The organism is Mycobacterium sp. MMS18-G62, from assembly GCF_053877835.1.
This window is the reverse complement of record NZ_CM132662.1, coordinates 5,596,995-5,616,149: the sequence shown is the minus strand read 5'-3', so window position 1 is coordinate 5,616,149 and position 19,155 is coordinate 5,596,995. Positions and strand designations below refer to the sequence as shown.

The 19,155-nt window shown below is 65.6% G+C and carries 21 protein-coding genes and 2 tRNA genes; 13 read left to right on the top strand and 10 right to left on the bottom strand.

Translation table 11 applies throughout. The features are described 5' to 3' along the window. Positions 1–25: 25 nt before the first annotated feature. Entirely contained in the window at positions 26–2,623 is a 2,598-nt protein-coding gene (pepN, locus tag ACWW36_RS28015; protein ID WP_456139173.1) for an aminopeptidase N, read from the bottom strand. A gap of 42 nt (positions 2,624–2,665) precedes the next feature. Further along, positions 2,666–3,001, bottom strand: a complete 336-nt coding sequence (locus tag ACWW36_RS28010; RefSeq protein ID WP_456142653.1) for a DUF732 domain-containing protein — start codon at positions 2,999–3,001, stop codon at positions 2,666–2,668. A gap of 201 nt (positions 3,002–3,202) precedes the next feature. Between ACWW36_RS28010 and ACWW36_RS28005 the strand changes: the two genes are divergently transcribed. Further along, on the top strand, positions 3,203–3,811 hold the full coding sequence (locus ACWW36_RS28005) for a mycothiol-dependent nitroreductase Rv2466c family protein (RefSeq protein WP_456139172.1): 609 nt from the start codon (positions 3,203–3,205) through the stop codon (positions 3,809–3,811). A gap of 1 nt (position 3,812) precedes the next feature. Here ACWW36_RS28005 and ACWW36_RS28000 read toward each other — a convergent pair whose 3' ends face one another. Beyond that, positions 3,813–4,445, bottom strand: a complete 633-nt coding sequence (locus tag ACWW36_RS28000) for a flavodoxin family protein (RefSeq protein WP_456139171.1) — start codon at positions 4,443–4,445, stop codon at positions 3,813–3,815. 87 nt (positions 4,446–4,532) lie between these two features. Between ACWW36_RS28000 and ACWW36_RS27995 the strand changes: the two genes are divergently transcribed. The 5 genes from ACWW36_RS27995 to ACWW36_RS27975 are packed head-to-tail and all read left to right on the top strand — an operon-like array spanning position 4,533 to position 8,666. Further along, positions 4,533–5,933: a purine-cytosine permease family protein gene (locus tag ACWW36_RS27995; RefSeq protein WP_456139170.1), complete on the top strand. Its 1,401-nt coding sequence runs from the start codon at positions 4,533–4,535 to the stop codon at positions 5,931–5,933. Between the two features lie 3 nt (positions 5,934–5,936). Further along, positions 5,937–6,377 (top strand): nucleoside deaminase, encoded by a 441-nt coding sequence (locus tag ACWW36_RS27990; RefSeq protein ID WP_456139169.1) that lies wholly within the window; start codon positions 5,937–5,939, stop codon positions 6,375–6,377. Positions 6,378–6,412: 35 nt separating this feature from the next. Further along, complete coding sequence (locus ACWW36_RS27985; protein ID WP_456139168.1) at positions 6,413–7,366, top strand: isopenicillin N synthase family dioxygenase; 954 nt, start codon at positions 6,413–6,415, stop codon at positions 7,364–7,366. A gap of 23 nt (positions 7,367–7,389) precedes the next feature. Beyond that, entirely contained in the window at positions 7,390–7,869 is a 480-nt protein-coding gene (locus ACWW36_RS27980; protein WP_456139167.1) for a ribose-5-phosphate isomerase, read from the top strand. A 2-nt stretch (positions 7,870–7,871) separates the two neighbouring features. Further along, positions 7,872–8,666, top strand: a complete 795-nt coding sequence (locus ACWW36_RS27975; RefSeq protein ID WP_456139166.1) for an Fpg/Nei family DNA glycosylase — start codon at positions 7,872–7,874, stop codon at positions 8,664–8,666. A 4-nt stretch (positions 8,667–8,670) separates the two neighbouring features. Here the strand turns inward: ACWW36_RS27975 and ACWW36_RS27970 are convergent, their stop codons facing one another. The 3 genes from ACWW36_RS27970 to ACWW36_RS27960 are packed head-to-tail and all read right to left on the bottom strand — an operon-like array spanning position 8,671 to position 10,996. Further along, a complete protein-coding gene (locus ACWW36_RS27970; RefSeq protein WP_456139165.1) occupies positions 8,671–8,961 on the bottom strand; it encodes a DUF1330 domain-containing protein in 291 nt (96 codons plus the stop codon). 5 nt (positions 8,962–8,966) lie between these two features. Next, entirely contained in the window at positions 8,967–9,791 is an 825-nt protein-coding gene (locus ACWW36_RS27965) for a DUF1542 domain-containing protein (RefSeq protein ID WP_456139164.1), read from the bottom strand. Between the two features lie 35 nt (positions 9,792–9,826). Further along, positions 9,827–10,996: a serine hydrolase domain-containing protein gene (locus ACWW36_RS27960; protein WP_456142652.1), complete on the bottom strand. Its 1,170-nt coding sequence runs from the start codon at positions 10,994–10,996 to the stop codon at positions 9,827–9,829. A 208-nt stretch (positions 10,997–11,204) separates the two neighbouring features. On the opposite strand from ACWW36_RS27960, the gene ACWW36_RS27955 reads away from it, so the two are divergent. After that, a complete protein-coding gene (locus tag ACWW36_RS27955) occupies positions 11,205–12,053 on the top strand; it encodes a glycoside hydrolase family 16 protein (protein ID WP_456139163.1) in 849 nt (282 codons plus the stop codon). Positions 12,054–12,077: 24 nt separating this feature from the next. Beyond that, complete coding sequence (locus tag ACWW36_RS27950) at positions 12,078–13,115, top strand: tetratricopeptide repeat protein (protein ID WP_456139162.1); 1,038 nt, start codon at positions 12,078–12,080, stop codon at positions 13,113–13,115. Positions 13,116–13,138: 23 nt separating this feature from the next. Here ACWW36_RS27950 and ACWW36_RS27945 read toward each other — a convergent pair. Continuing rightward, positions 13,139–13,209 (bottom strand) — tRNA-Gly (locus tag ACWW36_RS27945). A gap of 126 nt (positions 13,210–13,335) precedes the next feature. Between ACWW36_RS27945 and ACWW36_RS27940 the strand changes: the two genes are divergently transcribed. The 4 genes from ACWW36_RS27940 (at position 13,336) to clpP2 (ending at position 16,175) form a co-directional block, all read left to right on the top strand. Next, positions 13,336–13,409: transfer RNA gene (locus ACWW36_RS27940), tRNA-Pro, on the top strand. A 41-nt stretch (positions 13,410–13,450) separates the two neighbouring features. Further along, positions 13,451–14,821, top strand: coding sequence for a trigger factor (tig, locus tag ACWW36_RS27935; protein ID WP_456139161.1), 1,371 nt, complete (start codon positions 13,451–13,453; stop codon positions 14,819–14,821). 74 nt (positions 14,822–14,895) lie between these two features. Next, positions 14,896–15,531, top strand: coding sequence for an ATP-dependent Clp protease proteolytic subunit (locus tag ACWW36_RS27930; protein ID WP_456142651.1), 636 nt, complete (start codon positions 14,896–14,898; stop codon positions 15,529–15,531). After that, positions 15,528–16,175, top strand: a complete 648-nt coding sequence (gene clpP2 / locus ACWW36_RS27925; protein WP_456139160.1) for an ATP-dependent CLP protease proteolytic subunit ClpP2 — start codon at positions 15,528–15,530, stop codon at positions 16,173–16,175. Before ACWW36_RS27930 ends, clpP2 begins: the two co-directional genes overlap by 4 nt. A gap of 45 nt (positions 16,176–16,220) precedes the next feature. Here the strand turns inward: clpP2 and mmuM are convergent, their stop codons facing one another. Beyond that, on the bottom strand, positions 16,221–17,102 hold the full coding sequence (gene mmuM, locus ACWW36_RS27920; protein WP_456142650.1) for a homocysteine S-methyltransferase: 882 nt from the start codon (positions 17,100–17,102) through the stop codon (positions 16,221–16,223). A gap of 279 nt (positions 17,103–17,381) precedes the next feature. Here mmuM and clpX point away from each other — a divergent pair, with 279 nt between their 5' ends. After that, positions 17,382–18,662, top strand: coding sequence for an ATP-dependent Clp protease ATP-binding subunit ClpX (gene clpX, locus ACWW36_RS27915; protein WP_456139159.1), 1,281 nt, complete (start codon positions 17,382–17,384; stop codon positions 18,660–18,662). A gap of 3 nt (positions 18,663–18,665) precedes the next feature. Here the strand turns inward: clpX and ACWW36_RS27910 are convergent, their stop codons facing one another. Both ACWW36_RS27910 and ACWW36_RS27905 read right to left on the bottom strand, forming a co-directional pair. Beyond that, positions 18,666–18,851, bottom strand: coding sequence for a hypothetical protein (locus ACWW36_RS27910; RefSeq protein ID WP_456139158.1), 186 nt, complete (start codon positions 18,849–18,851; stop codon positions 18,666–18,668). Positions 18,852–18,934: 83 nt separating this feature from the next. Beyond that, positions 18,935–19,138, bottom strand: a complete 204-nt coding sequence (locus ACWW36_RS27905; protein ID WP_456139157.1) for a hypothetical protein — start codon at positions 19,136–19,138, stop codon at positions 18,935–18,937. Between the last annotated feature and the right edge of the window lie 17 nt (positions 19,139–19,155).

Genomic DNA, 19,155 nt, shown 5'->3' with positions numbered 1-19,155 from the left:
GCCGAAAGAGGTCGGCGTGTCGCGGCTAGCTCACGTCGAACGCGCGGGCCCGCAACGCCCGCTCGACACCCGCGCGGCCCTCGATCACCAGCCTGCGCAGAGCTGGCGGCACCTCTGGATCGGCGAGGAACTGATCGGCGGCGTCCAGACCCGCCTGGCTGACGTCCCATGACGGGTACAGCCCGATCACGACTGTCTGCGCGACTTCGCTCGAGCGTCGCTCCCACACGCCGGAAATCGCGTCAAAGTACTTGGGCGTGAACGGCTTCAGGAGTTCGGACTGGCCGAGCTGCACAAAGCCGCCGATGATCGATCGTGCGGTGATGTTCGCCAGCGTGTCGTCCTCGATCACCTGCTCCCACGCCGCCGCCTTCACTGCGGGCTGCGGCCGTGCCGCTGACGCCTGCGCGGCATGCCGCTTGCCTGCGGCGGTCGGGTCCCGCTGCGCCTCCGCGTCGATGAACGGCGTCTCCAGCCCGTCACTGTCCACGTCGCCCGAAGCCGCCAGCGCCGTGACGATCCGCCACCGCAGGTCGGTATCGACGACCAGGCCAAGCAGGCCGGCTTCGGCGGGATCGGTGTCCAGCAGCGACGCCAGCACCGCGACGTGGCGCAGTGACAACGCCGACGCACACAGCGCGTTGACGAATGCCAGCTGATGGTCCGAACCGGCGTCGGCGGCGCGCGCCAACTCCAGTAGCCGGTCGCCGAAACTCGGCCAGCCCTGCGCGCACGCCCAGTCCTGGTCGGCGTACGCATTGAGTGCGGTCTGCGCCTGCAACAGCAGCCGTTGTGCCACACCGACTTCGGTTTCGGCGTGCACGCCGGCCATGACCAGCGACACGAAATCGCGTGCCTTCAGCTCCGCCTCGCGGGTCATCTCCCATGCCGCCGACCAGGCCAGCGTGCGCGGCAGTGGCTCGGCGATGTCGGCAATCCGCGTCAGCACCGTCTGCAGTGAGTCCGGGTCGAGCCGCAGCGAGCAGTACGTCAGGTCGTCGTCGTTGACCAGGATCAGCTTGCCCCGCGAAACTCCCTGCAGGGCAGGAACATCCGTTACCGAACCCTCGACGTCGAGCTCTTCCCGATGGGTCCGCACCAACTTGCCGCTGCCGTCGTCGTCGTACACGCCGACGGCGAGCCGGTGCACCCGTGTCTCCCCGGCGCCGGGCGCGGCCCCGCTCTGCTCGATCGCGAACCGGGTGAACCGCCCGTCGGCGTCCAGATCGAACGACGGCCGCAGCGTGTTGAGCCCCGTCGTCTTGAGCCACTGCTGCCCCCAGCCCGACAGGTCGCGGCCGGAGGCCTTCTCCAGCGCGCCCAGCAGATCGCCGAATGTGGCGTTGCCAAAAGCGTGGTCGCGGAAGTAATCCCGCAGACCCGATAGGAACTCCTCCAAGCCGACGTAGGCAACCAGCTGCTTGAGGACGCTGGCGCCCTTGGCGTAGGTGATGCCGTCGAAGTTGACCTCGACGGCGGCGAGGTCAGGAATGTCAGCGGCTACCGGGTGCGTCGACGGCAACTGGTCCTGCCGGTAAGCCCACGACTTCTCCACGTTCGCGAATGTCGTCCACGCCTCGGTGAACTCGGTGGCCTCGGCCTGGCACAGCACCGACGCGAACGTCGCGAACGACTCGTTGAGCCACAGGTCGTCCCACCACTGCATCGTGACGAGATCCCCGAACCACATGTGCGCCATCTCGTGCAGCACCGTCTCGGCGCGTCGCTCATACGAGGCGCGGGTGACCTTGCTGCGAAAGACGTAGTCCTCCAGGAACGTCACCGCCCCGGCGTTCTCCATCGCGCCGGCGTTGAACTCGGGGACGAACAGCTGGTCGTACTTGCCGAACGCGTAGGGGACGCCAAAGTTGTTGTGGTAGAAGCCAAATCCTTGCTTGGCCTGGGTGAACAGCCGCTCGTCGTCCATGAACTCGGCGAGCGATTTGCGGCAGAACAGGCCCAGCGGAATGTCGCCGTGTTCGTCGGTGTACGTGTCGTCCCACCGCGCATACGGGCCGGCGATCAGCGCCACCAGATAGGTGCTCATCCTCGGCGTGCGGGTAAAGATGTGCCGCTTGGCTTTTCCGTCTTGGCTGCCGTCGTCCTCGACCGTGACCGTGGCGCCGTTGGACACCACTTCCCAATGCGCCGGCGCGGTGACCGTGACTTCGAAGGCGGCCTTGAGGTCGGGCTGGTCGAAGCAGGCGAACATCCGCTTGGCGTCGGCGGTCTCGAACTGCGAGTAGAGATAGACCTCACCGTCGACGGGATCGACGAACCGATGCAGTCCCTCGCCGGTGTTGGAGTAGTAGCAGTCCGCCTCGACGACGAGCACGTTGCGGTCGGCCAGGCCCGTCAGCGCGAGGCCGGTGGACTCGTCATAACCGGATACGTCGATGTCGCGGCCGTTCAATATCGCGCTGCGCACAGTGTCGGCGGCGAGGTCGATGTAGGTGTCGGCGCCGGCCAGCGCGTCGAAGTTGACGATGGTCACCGAGCGGAACGTGTTTTCGCTCGGCTTACCTGTCCCGTCCGTGAGGTCGAGGACGATCCGGTAGTTGGCGACGGTGACGAGGGCAGCGCGTTCGACGGCCTGCTCGCGCGTGAGATTGGGAAGAACCACGCGTCCAACCTATCGGCTGGCGCGCAAAGCGGCCTGGCGGTGCTACTGGCCGAGCGGTCGCAGGAAGTTCAGGAACGTGCCGCTGCCGATCGAGGACATCATCTGTGGGCAGTACATCGAGATGGCGATGCCGGTGAAGAACGCCGCCATGCCGGGGTTGATCCCGTTGTTCGAGACGGTCGAGTAGACCGACGCGAGGGACTTGCCCGGTTCGACCAGCATCGGGCAAAGCGATTGTCCGAGTTGCTCGGTGCTCGCCGGATCGTTGTAGCCGATTCCGGCATTGGTCAGCGCATTGAGGAACGAGGTGTCGGTGAGGGGGTCGGCGGATGCCGGCGCCGCGAGCGTTACTGCCGTCGCGGCCCCGACCAGGGTCATGGCGAGATATCGTTTCGATTTAGTCACGGGAGCAACAGTGGTTCACAGCGGTCACATTGATAACACGGTTGCATAACGGTTGCGCACTTATGCGTGTCCTGTGTTGCAGCTGTGCGAAAGGCGTCGTAGCGGGAACAGCTCCACCGACAGCATGGTTGTGCTGAACGAAGTTCTGTCGTTCGACCTCGAGAGGATGCGTCAATGCCCGAGAAGTCCGTCGCCGATTTCTGGTTCGACCCGTTGTGCCCGTGGTGCTGGATCACGTCGCGCTGGATCCTGGAGGTCGAGAAGGTCCGCGATATCGAGGTGAACTTCCACGTCATGAGCCTCGCGGTGCTCAACGAGAACAAGGACATACCCGAGGAGTACCGCGAAGGCCTCAAGCAGGCGTGGAAGCCGGTGCGGGTGGCGATCGCCGCCGAGCGGGCCAAGGGCTCGGAGATCCTGGCTCCGCTGTACACCGCGATGGGCACCCGAATCCACAACCAGGAGAACAAGGACTTCGACGTCGTCATCCGCGAGTCGCTCGACGAGGTCGGGCTGCCCGCCGAGCTGGCCGAGGCGGCCGACACGGACAAGTACGACGAGGCGCTGCGCAAGAGCCACCACGAGGGCATGGACGCGGTCGGTGACGACGTCGGCACGCCGACGATCCACGTCAACGGCGTCGCATTCTTCGGCCCGGTGCTCTCGAAGATCCCCCGCGGCGAGGAAGCCGGCAAGCTGTGGGATGCCTCTGTGACGTTCGCTTCCTACCCGCACTTCTGGGAGCTCAAGCGCAGCCGCACCGAGCCGCCGCAGTTCGACTGAGTCAGGCCCACACCCGGTTCGACCGCACGGTGTCCAGCCGGTAGTCGGTGACCCGGATGTCGAATAGCCGAGCGCCGAGATCGCGCGCGCAGGACAGCGGGTCGCTTGGATCGCGAGTGATTTCGCCTCGGCTGTTGGCGTTACCGACGACGACGCCGACGAGGTCCTGACGCAGGTAGCGGGTGAGCTCTTGGAACTGCGCGATGACCCCTTGTGTCGCGCCGACGTAGCTCTCCTCACAGGAGATGAGCACGCCGACTCGCTTGTCCATGATCTCGCTGACCACCTGGTCCCGCAGCGGCGAGCTGTTGGCCGTGTAGCAGAACAACCGGTCGAACACGGTCTTGAGCCGGGCGGGCATGCCGTAGAAGTACAGCGGCATCGCGAAGATGATGCCGTCCGCGGGCAGCATGTGGTCGATCAGCAGTTCTTCGTAGCGGTCATCGAGTGAACAGCTGGCATCGTCGGCCCGACGGCACCGGCGGCAGTTGCCGAGCATGCGTTCGACGTACTCGTCCAGGAAGGCGTGCTCGACGTCGTGACCGGCCGAGCGGGCCCCGTCGATGGCCGACCGGGCAAGGACGTGCGAGTTGCCGTCTTCGCGTGGGCTCGAGCTCAGCACCAGTATCTTCACGCCGTGTCCAACTGGGCCGGTGCTCGGATTGTTTCCGCGACGTTCACTCCGGTTGCGTGCGACGGCTGTGGATACGACGGTATGACCATGACAGTCGCCGAACCTTCCGTGCAGACCGACGGCACCTACCGCGACCACATCGTCGCTGTGGAACCGGGCGGCAACGAGTACATCGCCGAAGCCGACCGCCACGGCAAGCCCAGCCAGCTGTTCTGGACGTGGACCTCACCCAATCTGGAGTTTGCGACGGTCTTCGTCGGCGTGCTGGCCGTCGCCGTGTTCGGCATGAGCTTCTGGCAGGCGGTGATCGGCATCGTGATCGGCACCGCCCTCGGCGCCATCCCGCATTACTTCCTGTCGGCGCGCGGTCCGCTGCACGGTGTACCGCAGATGGTGATGGGCCGACTGCCGTTCGGCTTCAAGGGAAATGCGGTGCCCGCCGTGTTGATGGCGGTGACCGCGGGCGTCGGCTGGTTCGCCACTAACAGTGTCAGCGGGGCCTACGCACTGGCCACGTTGTTCGGCATCGGCCCGCTGCTTGGTCTGGTCATCATCGTGCTGCTGCAAACCGCCCTGGCATTCTTCGGTCACAACCTGGTGCAGGCATTCGAGCGCTGGACGTTCCCGGTGCTTGCGGTGATCTTCGCGATCGCGTCGATCGTGATCCTTTCGAAGGCGCACGTCGGCGCGGGCGCAGTGGAAGGCGGCGTCGGTGGCATGGGCGGGTTCCTGCTCACCGTCGGAACCGCATTCGGGTATGCCGCCGGCTGGACGCCGTACGCCGCGGACTACGCCCGCTACCTGCCTGCCACAGTGTCAGCCGCCCGCACCGGCTTCTTCGCCGCCGCCGGGCTGTTCCTGTCGTGCGTGTTCCTCGAGGTCGTCGGCGCGGCATCGGTCACCATCGGCGGTGATGCGCTGGGCAACCCGACCCAGGCGTTCACCAGTCAGCTCGCCTCTCCGCTGGCCAAGGCGACGCTGTTGGCCATCGCGATCGGCGCCATCGCGGCCAACTCCCTCAATGTGTATTCCGGCGCAATGGCTTTCGTGACACTCGGCATCAAGCTGCCTCACCACATCGCCCGCGCGCTGGCAACCGTGTTCTTCGGAATCGCGGGGTTCCTCGTCGCATGGTGGGCCCTGCCCGACGCCGCGCAAAGCTACGAGGCGTTCTTGCTGATCATCGCGTACTGGATCGGGCCCTGGCTCGGCGTGATGTTCGCCGACCAGTACCTGCGTCGCGGCCAAACCGTTGCCGGCTTCCTCTACGACCGCTCCTACTCGAACTGGAACGGCGTGCTGTCGTTTGTCATCGGGCTGGTGGTGTCGGTGGCGCTGTTCTCGAACCAGGAGAAGTACGTCGGGTGGGTGGCCAAGGCGTATCCACAGCTCGGCGACATCACGTTCTTCGTCGGATTCCTGTTGTCCGGGGCCGCGTATCTGGTGCTGTGCCGGTCGAAGATCGCCGCCGAACGGGCTGCGGTCTAACCGATGGACGCCGCCGCGATGCTCGAGGTCGCCTACCAGGAGGCCCGAAAAGGCTTGGCAGAAGGCGGAATTCCGATCGGCGCGGCGCTGTTCTCGTCCGACGGCGTGCTGCTTGGCAGTGGCCACAACCGACGAGTCCAGGACGACGACCCGTCCGTGCACGCCGAGACCGACGCGTTCCGCGCGGCAGGACGCCAACGCGATTACCGGAAGACGGTGATGGTGACCACGCTGTCGCCGTGCTGGTATTGCAGCGGGCTGGTGCGCCAGTTCAACATCGGGGCCGTCGTGATCGGGGAGAGCCGAACGTTTATCGGCGGGCATGAATGGCTCGCCGAACACGGCGTGTTGATCACGCTTCTGGACGACGAGCGATGCGTCACAATGATGGCCGAGTTCATCGCCGCGAACCCAGACTTGTGGAACGAAGACATCGGGCGATGAGCACTTGTGCGAAGAGCAATGGGAGAGTTGGTTAAGTGATTGCCACCGTTGACATCTCGCACTGGCATGAGGGCGGTGCGCAAGCGGACGCCGTGGCCGCAGCCGTCGACCAGGGCCTACAGCGCGCGGGCTTCATCCTGGTCACCGGGCACGGCGTCGATCCGGCACTGGCCCGCGACGTGCGGGCCGCAGCGCGGCAGTTCTTCAGCCTGCCCGCCGATGTCAAGCAGCGATACTCGGTCCCGGTGGCCGGCCATGGCTGGCTTGCGCCAGGCGTTGAGGCCAATGCCTACGCCGAAGGGACGGAAACCCCGCCGGATCTGAAGGAGAGCTTCAGCCTGGGCGCCGAAACAGCGACGGGCGACCCGGACGTGGACCGGATCTGGTTCGCGCCCAACGTGTGGCCGGCCGAAGTGCCGTCTTTGGAGCGGCTGGTCTACGAGTACACGGCCGCCATGAGGAAGTTGGCCGACGACCTGCTGGCGTTGTTCGCGTATGCGCTGGGCTTGCCCGGCAATCCGTGGGCGTCCCTGGCGAGCCGGCCGACGTGGACGATGAACATCAACCACTACCCGCCCGTGAGCGTCGTCGGGGAACCCGAGCCCGGCCAGTTCCGCATCGGCCCGCACACCGACTTCGGCACGGTGACGATCCTCGACCGCGAACCCGGCGCCGGCGGACTGCAGGTGTATTCGGACGACGACGGCTGGACCGATGCGCCGTACGATCCGGATGCGCTGACGATCAACATCGGTGACCTGTTGGAGTACTGGAGCGGGCGGCGCTGGCCGTCGGGCCGGCACCGCGTGTTGCCGCCGCAGCCGCACGCCCCCGAAGAGGACCTTGTCTCGCTGATCTATTTCTTCGAGGCCAACCACGACGCCGTCGTCGAGCCATTGGCGCCGCCGGCGGGGCGGGTGTCCGGGCTCGAGCCGGTGACGTCGTCGGCGTTCATCAAGGAGCGGCTCGACGCCATCACGATCGGCTAGCTGCGTCTGCCACAATGACCGCCATGCGCGTCTATCTGGGCTCTGACCACGCGGGCTTCGAACTCAAGCAGGTCATCATCGAACATCTTCGCAACACGGGGCACGAGCCCATCGACTGTGGCGCCTACACCTACGACGCCGACGACGACTACCCCGCGTTCTGTATCGCCGCGGCCGAGAAGACCGTGGCCGATCCGGACAGCCTCGGCATCGTGCTCGGGGGCTCCGGCAACGGTGAGCAGATCGCGGCGAACAAGGTGCCAGGCGCCCGCTGTGCGCTGGCGTGGAGTGTCGAGACCGCCAAGCTCGCCCGCGAGCACAACAACGCGCAGCTGATTGGCATCGGCGGCCGCATGCACACCGTCGAGCAAGCACTGGAGATCATTGACGCGTTCCTCAGCGCCCAGTGGTCGAAAGCCGAACGGCACCAACGCCGTATCGACATACTCGCCGAGTACGAGAAGACCCACGTCGCGCCGCCGGTGCCCGGCGCTCCTGCGTAGGAATGCCCGAAGGCCATACGCTGCACCGGCTGGCCCGGCTGCATCAGCGCCGGTTCGGCCGTTCCCCTGTGATGGTTTCCAGTCCGCAGGGCAGGTTCGTCGAGGGCGCCGCGGCCGTCAACGGCCGGGTGTTGAAAAAGGCCAGCGCGTGGGGCAAGCACCTGTTTCACCACTACGAAGGCGGCCGGGTGGTGCACATCCACCTTGGCCTCTACGGCACCTTCACCGAAGTGCCGATCCCGATGCCGCTGCCCGTCGGTCAGGTGCGGATGCGGATGATCGGGACTGAATTCGGCACCGACCTGCGCGGCCCGACGGTGTGCGAGGTGATCGAGGAGCCCGAGATCGCCGACGTGGTGGCCAAGCTCGGTCCTGACCCGTTGCGCCGCGACGCCGACGGCACCTTGGCGTGGGCGCGAATTCACAAGTCCCGCAGGCCTATTGGGGCGCTGCTGATGGATCAGACGGTGATCGCGGGCGTCGGCAACGTGTATCGCAACGAGCTGCTGTACCGCCACCGCATCGACCCCTACCGGCCCGGCACTCACATCGACGAGTCCGAATTCGACGCGATGTGGACCGATCTCGTCGAGCTGATGAAGATCGGCTTCCGCCGCGGCAAGATCGTCGTCGTTCGGCCGGAGCACGACCACGGTCTGCCGTCGTACGCCCCAGGACGGCCGCGCACCTATGTCTACCGCCGCGCCGGCGAGCCGTGCCGGGTCTGCGGCACCACGATCCGCACGGCGGAGCTGGAGGGCCGCAACGTGTTCTGGTGCCCGACCTGCCAGAGCTGAGTCTTCATATCCCGTCGACGAACAGCAGGCGCCGGCTCAATGCCCGGTCGCGGAAGGCGAGTGCTTCGCCGTATTCGTCGGAGGAGTACCACCGCTGCAGCGTGTCTCTGTCGGGGAATTCAACGATCACAAGCCGGCGCTGATGCGGCCAATCTCCTTCTGCCGCTTCGGGAAGCGCGGCCCGAACGAGGTAGCGCCCGCCATGCTGTTCGATGGAAGCCGCTGCGCGACTGCGGTATTGCTCGAAGCTCGCCTCGTCGAGCACCTCGACTTCGGAGATGACGTATGCGGCCATCGACGCTAGAAGTCGCCGCCGCCGAAGTCTCCGCCCCCGAAGTCTCCGCCGCCCCAGCCGCCGCCATCCCAGCCGCCGCCGTCGCCGCTGTAACCGTCGAAGCCGCTCGCGTCGGCTCCGCCGCTGTCACCCCAGCCGCCAGAGTCCTGCCCGGCATTGAAGCCGTCCGAGTATCCGTCGCCGTATCCGCTCTCGAAACCCTGTGCGCCGTAATCAACTCCGTGCATACCACTGAACAGTGCATCGAATAGCAGCACCGAACCCACGCCCCACGCGCCGGCCACCAGGGCGGTTTTCCACCACGGCTCGGAGTACCAGCCGGCCGGGACAGGCCGACCCGCGACCTGCCCACCGGGGTAGTAGTTCGGTGTGCGCGGCGAAGGTGCCGGCGACGCCTCGATTTCGCGGCCCTCGAAGTTGATGCGCCGGTCCTCGGTCACGGTGCCCGCGGTGCGCTGCCCGGCGAGCGTCTCGAGTTCAGGTCCCGGATCCATGCCCATCGCGAGGCGCGCAGCCCGCACGTAGTACAGCCCTTCCACGGCGCTTTCCTTGGCCAGCGCGGCCTGGCGCGCCGTGGTGGCCTGCTCGATCTGTGACGAAGCGGCGTTGTACCGCTCGGACGCGTCGGCCAGCGCCTGTTTGGAAGCGTCGTCGGTGCCGTTCAGATTCAGCACCTGCCCGCCGAGCCGCTCGATGATGCGGCGTGCGTCGGCCTTGGCGTCGGCCAACGAGGCGGCGTTGCGCTTGCCCGAGACTCGCGATGAGCTGTAGACGGCCAACCCGATAGCGGCGATGACCAGGATGATTAGGACGAGCAAGGCGCCGTTCATGGCGTCCAGCCTACCGACAGGAAAACGTCAAGAAGTCAGCGCGGAGTTACGCCGAGAGCGGAGTAGACCTCGTCGGACAGCACGACACTGCGCGGGTCGGCATTGCACTTGGTCGCGTCGAAATAATTCATCACGTACGCGTAGCCGATGCGGTGCTCGAGGTCGACGAACGCGAACGATCCACCCGAGCCGCCGTGACCGAACGTGCGTGGGTTCGGCCCGGCGACCCCACGCTGGTTCAGCATGTAGCCCAGGCCCCAGCCGTGATCGGCGACCCGCGGACCGAGCACGACGTCGGTGTCGAAACCTCCTTGCGAGACGCGCACCAGTTCCATGTGATCGCGCGACAGCAGCTTCTCCTGTGCGAGTGCGTTGTAGAACGTCGCCATACCGAGCGCGGTCACATGCGCGTTGGTGGAAGGGAATTCGCTCTCACGCCACACCTCGAGCGCGTTGGACCCGAGCTCGTCGTCGGGCACGAAGCCCATCGCCACCGACAAACCGGCCATCGGATGTTCGTCGAGCGAATCTGGGTAACCGGGAGCCTCGCCCGCGGCTAGCACGTCGCGGATGTGGGGTTTGTTCACCATCTCGGCGCACCGACGGTGCTCTGAGCGCGGCAAGCCGATGTGGACGTCGATACCGAGCGGCTCAGCGATCTCGGTCCGCAGATACTGCCCGAGGGTGCGGCCGGTGACGCGGCGGACCACCTCGCCGAGGATGAAACCGAACGTCACCATGTGATAGCCCTGCGCGGTGCCGGGGGCCCACCACGGCTCGGCGGCCGCGATGTGCCGGCACACCCCGTCCCAGTCGGAGGCGTCGGCCCAGTGCAGGCGGGTGCGGGGCCCGATCACACCGGAGCGATGCGCCATCACCATCGCGACCGTGATGTCTTGCTTGCCTGCCTGCCCGAACTCCGGCCAGTAGCGGGCAACCGGTGCCTGCAGGTCGAGCTCTCCACGGTCGGCGAGCAGATGCACGCAGGTGCTCGTCAGACCTTTCGTGCCGGAGAAGATGCTGGCCAGCGTGTCTTCACGCCAGGGTCGGCGCTTGGCGGCGTCGGCTGTGCCGCCCCACATGTTGACGACGAGATCGCCTTCGACCCACACCGCGACCGCGGCCCCGATCTCGTCGCGGTCGGTGAAGTTGGACAGGAACGCGTCGCGCACCCTGTCGAACCCGTCGGCGCACAATCCATGGATCGTGACGCCCGGGTGGTGCCTCAACCGATACTCCTGTCGACGGAAGCCGCGTTAGCTAGCTGGAAGCTTTATACCGGACTATCCCTGGTACGGCCTGTCGGCTAACCGTACGTTTGCTTGCGCTGGTGCACGACTGCAGGACGGACTCAGTCTGGCTGCGGTTCGGTCGCGGTGACGGCACCGCCGGCCGCATGGTTACATCCGAGGTATGGCTGACGTGAATCGGCGCAATGTGATGTTGATGACGGGGATGGGTCTGCTGGCAGCGGCGGTCCGTGCCCCCGGAGCCCAAGCGGACGTGCTTGACGGTCGGGGGTCGGCGCCATCTGCACCGCCGCCCGGTGGTTCGTCTGTGAACTACGTCTTCCAGGACGACTTCAACGGCCCGGCCGGCTCGGCCCCCGATGCGTCGAAGTGGTTGGTGGCGAAGGCTCGCGAGCCGATGCAGGACCCGACGTTCTGGGAGCTACCCGAAAACGTCGGGCAGTACCGCGACGACCGGCGAAACGTGTACCTCGACGGCAACTCGAACCTCGTCTTCCACGCCGCGAAAGACGGCGACACCTATTACAGCGGCAAGATCTTCAGCAAGTGGTGGGGCGGCATCGGCCACACGTGGGAAGCCCGGATCAAGCTGAACTGTCTGACTCCCGGCTGTTGGCCCGCCTGGTACCTGTCCAACGACAACCCGGTCAACGGCGGCGAAGTCGACATCATGGAGTGGTACGGCAACGGCAACTGGGCTCCGGGAACCGCCGTCCACGCGAAGCTGAACGGCGGAGAGCACTCGAGCCAGACGATCTCGGTGGACAGCGGATGGCATACCTGGCGGGTCCAATGGGACGACGCCGGTATGCGCTTCTGGAAGGACTACACCGACGGCGCGCAGCCGTACTTCAGCGTTCCCGCGCACTCACTGCCGAGTTGGCAGTTCAACGACCCGGGCTATCAGCTGTCCCCGGTCTTGGATCTGGCCGTCGCGGGTTCCGGCGGCGGCGATCCGCGCGGAGGGACCTATCCCGCGGACATGCTGATCGATTGGGTGCGCGTCTGGTAAGACACCCGGCGAGGGGGAGTTTCGATGACCTCAGACCCGGGGATGGACAGCGCACGCGCGGTCGAAGTGGCCCGCAGCTATATGCACACTCGGAACTACCGTCGCGCTGAGGAAGTACTGCGCTCGGCGCTGACAACTGACCCGCACAATGCGGGGCTGTTGACTGAGTTGGCTCGTGCCCAGCACCTGGCCGGCGACAATGACGCCGCAGAGCGCAGCGCCCGAGACGCGCTTGCCCTGACACCCGAAGCGGCGTATCCGATGCGGGTCTTCGCGTCGGTCCTCGATGCGCTGGGGCGCCGGCGGGAGGCGTTGTCATGGGCGCGACGGGCAGTCGAGATTGCCCCGCTCGATCACACGATGCACTCCGAGTACGCCCGGCTCCTAGCGAATGCGGGCCTTGCCGCGGAGGCACTTCCAGTGGCCACCGAGGCTGTGCGCCTGGCGCCGGCCAATGCCAATGCCCACGACCTGAGGGGCGCGATCCTCGGCATGCTGGGCCGACGGGCGGAGTCGACGGCCGAACACGAGGAGGCGCTGCGGCTGGAACCCGGACATGCCCAGGCGCTGGCCAACATCGCGGTGAACCGGGCGAACAGCAGGAACCTGGCCGGCGCGATCGCCGGGTTTCGGCGAGCCGCACAGATGGATCCCCACCTTGGCGATGAGGCCCGCAAGAACATCACCGCCACGGTGCGTATGTGGCTGGGCTTGTCGACTATCGCGGCCTGGCTCGCACTCTGGATTTCATTGAGGATCGAGGAGAAAAATCACGGTGCGACAACGACTTCGGGGACGCGCGTCGTCGCCGGTATCGGTTGCATCGTCTTGCTCGCCATGTTCGTGTGGTTGGCCCGCAGTATGCCGCGCAATCTCTGGGCACCGCTTCTGCGGCGACGCGAATCCCGGTGGCTGAAGATCGAGCTCGGGATGGGCGTCGTGGTGATGGGCCTGTTGGGCACTGTCGCGCTGGGAGCACCGGTCAACTTCTGGGTCCTGTTGGGCGTCCTTGCGATCTTGGGCCTCGTGTCCTGGGTCGCACCGCGGTTCGACAAGAATTGATGCGCGCAGAAGCGCCTGTTCAGAGCGGGCGACGGGAATCGAACCCGCGTAGCTAGTTTGGAAGACTAGGGCTCTACCATTGAGCTACGCCCGCATGTGGAGCACAGGAGACTGTACCGGCGCCCCCTGAAGCAAATCCAATTTAAAGCATTGTGTGATCAGGCCGTAGTATCGCCGGTGGTCAATGCGGCGATGAGCGCGTGCGCGAAGAGCGGCAGACCGGGGTGTAGCGCAGCTTGGTAGCGCATCCGCTTTGGGAGCGGAAGGCCGCAGGTTCAAATCCTGTCACCCCGACTCAGAACGCATCCCTACGACAGACACTAAGGAGCACGAGCGTGAAGAGCACCGTCGAGCAGTTGAGCCCGACCCGGGTTCGCATCAACGTGGAGGTGCCCTTCACCGAGCTGCAACCCGACATCGACACGGCCTTCAAGCAGATGGCCAAGCAGATCCGCATGCCAGGCTTTCGGCCCGGCAAGGTGCCCGTGAAGCTTCTCGAAGCCCGCGTCGACAAGCAGGCGATGTTCGATCAGGTGATCGGCGACGCGGTGCCCGGCCGCTACAGCGAGGCGGTGACGACGTCGGACGTCAAGCCGCTCGGACAGCCCGAGATCGAGATCACCAACAAGGAGTACGGCCAGGATCTGACGTTCACCGCGGAGGTCGACGTCCGGCCCGAGATTGAGCTTCCCGATCTGGAGGGCTTGAAGATCACCGTCGACCCGATCGAGGTCAGCGACGACGAGGTCGACACCGAGCTTCAAAACCTCCGCGCCCGCTTCGGCACGCTCACCGGCGTCGACCGTGCGGCGCAGACCGGTGACTTCGTGTCGATCGACCTGTCGGCCACCGTCGACGGCGAGGACGTGCCCGAGGCCAAGACCGAAGGGCTTTCGCATGAGGTCGGCTCCGGTCAGCTGATCGAGGGTCTCGACGACGCGATCGTTGGCCTCAAAGAGGGGGAGAGCCGCGTCTTCACCACCACGCTGGCCGCCGGTGACCACGCCGGCAAGGAGGCGCAGGTGACCGTCACCGTCAAGTCGGTGAAAGAACGCGAGCTGCCCGAGCCCGACGACGAGTTTGCCCAATTGGCAAGCGAATTCGACACCATCGACGAGCTCAAGGCCAACCTCACCGAGCAGGTGAAGCGTGTCAAGCGCATCCAGCAGGCCGAGCAGATCCGTGACAAGGCACTGGAAGTGCTGCTCGAGCAGGTCGACGTGCCGATGCCGGAGAAGATCGTGCAGGCCCAGGTCGACGACACCCTGCACAACGCGATCCACAGCCTCGAACACGACGAAAAGCGGTTCGAAGAGGCGCTCAAGGAGCAAGGCAGCAGCCGCGAGGAATTCGACGCCGACAACCGCTCCAACGCGGAGAAGGCCGTCAAGACGCAGCTGCTGATGGACGCGATCGCCGACAAACTCGACATCCAGGTGGGGCAGACCGACCTCACCGAGCGGCTGGTGTTGATGGCGCGGCAGTACGGAATGGAACCGCAGCAGCTGCTGCAGTTCCTGCAGCAGAACAACCAGCTGCCAGCGATGTTCGCCGACGTGCGGCGTGGCCTCACGGTCGCGGCCGTGGTGCACGGCGCCACCGTCACCGATACCGACGGCAACGTGATCGACACCACGGAGTTCTTCGGCCCCTCGGACAACCAGGGCGCCGATGCTCCTGACGAGGCGTCCGACGACACCGAGTGACGCTGAGAGCGAACGGGCGCCGTCTAGGGAGTGTGCGCCGCCGCGGGTTGGTTAGTGTCATTTGAAGACGGACACTGCGTCCCGAGACTTACGAAGAAAGCAGGTATCCAGTCGTGACTGACATGCGTGGCGCCTCGCAGGGCCTCAACCTTGTCGACTCGGTTTATGAGCGGTTGCTGTCCGAGCGCATCATCTTCCTCGGGTCTCAGGTGGACGACGACATCGCCAACCGGCTGTGCGCGCAGATTCTGCTGCTGGCCGCCGAGGATCCCACCAAGGACATCAACCTCTACATCAACTCGCCTGGCGGATCGATCAGCGCGGGCATGGCCATCTACGACACGATGGTTCTCGCGCCATGCGATATCGCCACCTATGCGATGGGCATGGCCGCGTCGATGGGGCAGTTCCTGTTGGCCGCCGGAACCAAGGGCAAGCGCTACGCCCTGCCGCACGCCCGGATCCTGATGCACCAGCCGCTCGGCGGCGTGACCGGCTCGGCGGCGGACATCGCGATTCAGGCCGAGCAATTCACGGTCATCAAGAAGGAAATGTTCCGGCTCAACGCCGAGTTCACCGGCCAGACGCTGGAACGCATCGAGACCGACTCCGACCGCGACCGGTGGTTCACCGCGCCGGAGGCTCTGGACTACGGGTTCGTCGACCACATCATCACCAGCGCCCACATCAACGGAGTTTCGCCATCATGACCGATTACACCGATCCCCGGCTGCAGCCGCAGGCGCGTTACATCCTGCCGTCGTTCATCGAGCACTCGAGCTTCGGCGTCAAGGAATCCAACCCGTACAACAAGCTGTTCGAGGAACGCATCATCTTCCTCGGCGTGCAGGTCGACGACGCGTCGGCCAACGACATCATGGCCCAGCTGCTGGTGCTGGAGTCGCTGGATCCCGACCGCGACATCACCATGTACATCAATTCACCGGGTGGCTCGTTCACCTCGTTGATGGCGATCTACGACACCATGCAGTACGTGCGCGCCGACATCCAGACGGTGTGCCTCGGCCAGGCCGCGTCGGCCGCCGCGGTGCTGCTCGCTGCGGGCTCCCCGGGTAAGCGCCTCGCGCTGCCCAACGCGCGCGTGCTGATCCATCAGCCTGCGCTGTCCGGTGTGATCCAGGGCCAGTTCTCCGACCTCGAGATCCAGGCCAAAGAGGTCGAGCGGATGCGGACCCTGATGGAGACGACGCTGGCCCACCACACCGGCAAGGACGCCGCGGTGATCCGCAAGGACACTGACCGCGACAAGATCCTGACGGCCGCAGAGGCCAAGGACTACGGGATCATCGACACGGTGCTGGAGTATCGCAAGCTGTCTGCCCAGACGGCATAGTCGCCCGGCGGTCGTCAACATATGGTGACGGCCGCGGAAAGGGTGTCACCCGACTGCGCGTGCGATATCGGCGATGTCGCTCGGCCGCACGCGGCAGCATCCACCGACGATGCGTGCACCCTCGGCGACCCACTGAGGCGCGAGCAGGGCCGAGAAGTGTGACGCCCCCACCCACTGGCGGCGCTGTGCGTCCCATCCCTCGCCGCTGTTGGGATAGACGATCACCGGCTTGTCCGTGACATCACGTGCGATGCGTATCGCCGCCAGCACATCGTCCGGAGCGCAGCAATTCACGCCCACCGCAACGATTTCCGGCACCCCGGCCGCGACGGCGAACGCGTCGCTCAACGGCTGGCCGGCCCGCGTCGTCGTCCCGGCAATCGTGTAGGACAGCCACGCCGAAACCCCAAGCTCGTGCACCAAGCCGACGAGCGCCTCCGCCTCGTCGACATCGGGAACCGTTTCCAGAGCCAGCACATCGGCTCCCGCGTCGGCCAGGATCTCCAGCCGCGGTCGATGCCACTCGGCGAGCTGTGCAACCGATAGGCCGTAACGACCGCGGTACTCCGACCCGTCAGCCAGCGCCGCGCCGTACGGCCCGACCGACGCCGCCACCCACCGTCGACCGCCGACCTCGTCGCGGGCGAGCTGCGCCAGCTCGACGCTGCGGCGCAGAAGACGCGCGGCCCGCGGGCGGTCGATTCCGCGTGAAGCGAAACCGTCGAACGAGGCCTGATAGCTCGCGGTCGTGGCGAAGGATGCGCCTGCCCGGAAGAACGCGCTGTGTACGGCCACAATCTCCTGCGGCGCATCCACCAGCAGCCGGGCCGACCACAGATGGTCGGACAGGTCGTGACCACGGGCCTCTAATTCGGTCGCCAGCCCGCCGTCGGAGATCAGCACGGTATCGTGGGGCGCAGCGAACACCACGTCGCAAACTCTACGGCCACAAACGGGGGCGGCCTCTCGGTCCGATAACGGCGGCGACACGCCAGGGACACAGTGGCGGGTTCCGGGGGGTCACAGGGCGAGTCAGGCGATATGTTCTGCGAACACATATAAATACCACCGACGCGATTCGCCTTTATCGGTCGCACCGCGCCGGAACATACGGGTAGCGTCGGGACCAACGACCCAAAGAGGGCCCGAGCGACCCGCACGACACGTTTCACACCGACTGCGAACAGGAAGTAGGACTCCACCACAATGGCGCGCATTGGAGACGGCGGTGACCTGCTGAAGTGCTCGTTCTGCGGCAAGAGTCAAAAGCAGGTGAAAAAGCTCATTGCCGGGCCCGGCGTTTATATCTGCGATGAGTGCATAGATCTGTGCAACGAGATCATCGAAGAAGAACTGGCCGACGCCGACGACGTCAAACTCGACGAGCTGCCCAAGCCCGCCGAAATTCGCGAATTCCTCGAGGGCTACGTCATCGGTCAGGACACCGCCAAGCGGACTTTGGCCGTGGCCGTCTACAACCACTACAAGCGCATCCAAGCCGGCGAGAAGATGCGCGATTCGCGCGCCGAGCCGGTCGAGCTGTCGAAGTCGAACATCTTGATGCTGGGTCCCACCGGCTGCGGCAAGACCTATCTCGCGCAGACGTTGGCCAAGATGCTCAACGTCCCATTCGCGATCGCCGACGCAACGGCGCTGACGGAGGCCGGCTACGTCGGCGAGGACGTCGAGAACATTCTGCTCAAGCTGATCCAAGCCGCCGACTACGACGTGAAGCGCGCCGAGACCGGCATCATCTACATCGACGAGGTCGACAAGATCGCCCGCAAGAGCGAGAACCCGTCGATCACTCGCGACGTCTCCGGTGAGGGCGTCCAGCAAGCTTTGTTGAAGATCCTCGAGGGGACGCAGGCGTCGGTGCCTCCGCAGGGCGGCCGCAAGCATCCGCATCAGGAATTCATCCAGATCGACACCACCAACGTGCTGTTCATCGTCGCGGGTGCGTTCGCCGGTCTGGAGAAGATCGTTTCGGACCGAGTCGGCAAGCGCGGGCTGGGCTTCGGCGCCGAGGTGCACTCCAAGGCCGAGATCGACACCCAGGACCACTTCGCCGAGGTCATGCCAGAAGACCTGATCAAGTTCGGGCTGATCCCCGAGTTCATCGGCCGGCTGCCAGTCGTGGCGTCGGTGACGAACCTGGACAAGGACTCGCTGGTGCAGATCCTGTCCAAGCCGAAGAACGCTTTGGTCAAGCAGTACACACGGCTGTTCGAGATGGACGGCGTCGAACTGGAATTCACCACCGACGCGCTGGAGTCCATCGCCGATCAGGCCATCCACCGTGGCACCGGCGCCCGCGGGCTGCGCGCCATCATGGAGGAAGTGCTGCTGCCGGTGATGTACGACATCCCCAGCCGCGACGACGTCGCCAAGGTCGTCGTCACCAAGGAGACCGTCGAGGACAACGTGCTTCCGACGATCGTGCCTCGCAAGCCGCAGCGCAGCGAGCGCCGCGACAAGAGCGCTTAGTTCTCAGCTCGCCTCCAGCCGCCTCTGGGCGGTGATATCACCTGCGGTATCGACTTCCGCTTCCGCATCGTGACTGTCCTGCCGGTGCTGCTGTGGCTCCTGTGGCTGCTGGAACAGCCCGCACACCGAGCTGACCAGGCCCCAGATCAAAAAGGCCGTTATCGCGACGAACTGCAGCTCGGTGATCATGGCTCAAGCGTTCTCCGAAGGCCGCCCGCACACACGAGTAGCCGACTACGCGACTTTGTCGGGTCATCCATACGTGTGCGACATCAGCTGGCGATGAGCATGTCGTCAACCGACAGCCAACCCATCGACCTGATGACGATCGGTGCGCCCTCGTCATCGGTCCGGGTCATGGCAGCCCGCATCTCATCCGATGACAGGCAGTAGGTCCAGTGACACGCCAGTCGGGATTCGCCACGAGACCGCCACGACAGCGTGTAGACGCCGCACGTCTCATTTTTCTCGGCCACGTTGTCCACCTCCTACT

Coding starts and splice junctions, on each gene's coding strand:
- ACWW36_RS27965 (WP_456139164.1), bottom strand. CDS start 9,791: ATGAACGGCGCCTTGCTCGTCCTAATCATCCTGGTCATCGCCGCTATC.
- ACWW36_RS27955 (WP_456139163.1), top strand. CDS start 11,205: ATGGCTGACGTGAATCGGCGCAATGTGATGTTGATGACGGGGATGGGT.
- ACWW36_RS27990 (WP_456139169.1), top strand. CDS start 5,937: ATGGACGCCGCCGCGATGCTCGAGGTCGCCTACCAGGAGGCCCGAAAA.
- ACWW36_RS27910 (WP_456139158.1), bottom strand. CDS start 18,851: ATGATCACCGAGCTGCAGTTCGTCGCGATAACGGCCTTTTTGATCTGG.
- clpP2 (WP_456139160.1), top strand. CDS start 15,528: ATGACCGATTACACCGATCCCCGGCTGCAGCCGCAGGCGCGTTACATC.
- ACWW36_RS28010 (WP_456142653.1), bottom strand. CDS start 3,001: ATGACCCTGGTCGGGGCCGCGACGGCAGTAACGCTCGCGGCGCCGGCA.
- ACWW36_RS27975 (WP_456139166.1), top strand. CDS start 7,872: ATGCCCGAAGGCCATACGCTGCACCGGCTGGCCCGGCTGCATCAGCGC.
- ACWW36_RS27995 (WP_456139170.1), top strand. CDS start 4,533: ATGACAGTCGCCGAACCTTCCGTGCAGACCGACGGCACCTACCGCGAC.
- ACWW36_RS27980 (WP_456139167.1), top strand. CDS start 7,390: ATGCGCGTCTATCTGGGCTCTGACCACGCGGGCTTCGAACTCAAGCAG.
- clpX (WP_456139159.1), top strand. CDS start 17,382: ATGGCGCGCATTGGAGACGGCGGTGACCTGCTGAAGTGCTCGTTCTGC.
- ACWW36_RS27950 (WP_456139162.1), top strand. CDS start 12,078: ATGACCTCAGACCCGGGGATGGACAGCGCACGCGCGGTCGAAGTGGCC.
- ACWW36_RS27970 (WP_456139165.1), bottom strand. CDS start 8,961: ATGGCCGCATACGTCATCTCCGAAGTCGAGGTGCTCGACGAGGCGAGC.
- ACWW36_RS28005 (WP_456139172.1), top strand. CDS start 3,203: ATGCCCGAGAAGTCCGTCGCCGATTTCTGGTTCGACCCGTTGTGCCCG.